Source organism: Pseudomonas sp. KB_15 (assembly GCF_052114525.1).
Taxonomy (GTDB): Bacteria; Pseudomonadota; Gammaproteobacteria; order Pseudomonadales; family Pseudomonadaceae; genus Aquipseudomonas.
In genome coordinates this window covers 1-476 of sequence record NZ_JBFREX010000189.1, presented here as the reverse complement: position 1 = coordinate 476, position 476 = coordinate 1, and the positions used below count along the sequence as shown (strand labels likewise).

Below are 476 nucleotides of genomic sequence, written 5' to 3'. Positions count from 1 at the left end.
GCGTTCGCCACCTACCCCGAGTGGCAGTGGGTGATCGCCGGCACGGTGCCGATGGATTCGCTGCGTGGCGAACTGGTGGCGAGCCGCAACCGCTTCCTGGCCGCCGGCCTGCTGGTGGCGCTGGCGGTGTCCGCCGCGTTCTGGTGGCTGCTGCGTCGCATGGTCAGTCAGCCGCTGACGCACGCGGCCGGCGCGGCCTCCCGGCTGGCCGAGGGCGACCTGACTGCCCGGCTGGACAGCCCGCGCAATGACGAGATCGGCGAGCTGATGCGCGCCATCGACGGCGTGGGGCAGGGGCTGACCGGCATCGTGGACAAGGTGCGCGGCAGCGTGGCGGCCATCGCCGGCAGCACGAGCCAGATCGCCAGCGGCAACGCGGACCTGTCGTCGCGCACGGCCTCGCAGGCGGGCAGCCTGGAGCGCACCGTGGCCAGCATCGAACAGCTTTCCGCCACCGTGAAGCAGAACGCCGACAA

1 protein-coding gene is annotated in these 476 nt (G+C 72.3%); it reads left to right on the top strand.

Going from position 1 to position 476, the window contains the following annotated elements; translation table 11 throughout:
- Nucleotides 1–476: HAMP domain-containing protein (locus AB4Z35_RS30385; protein ID WP_442101213.1), on the top strand; the 476-nt coding region annotated here is incomplete at both ends.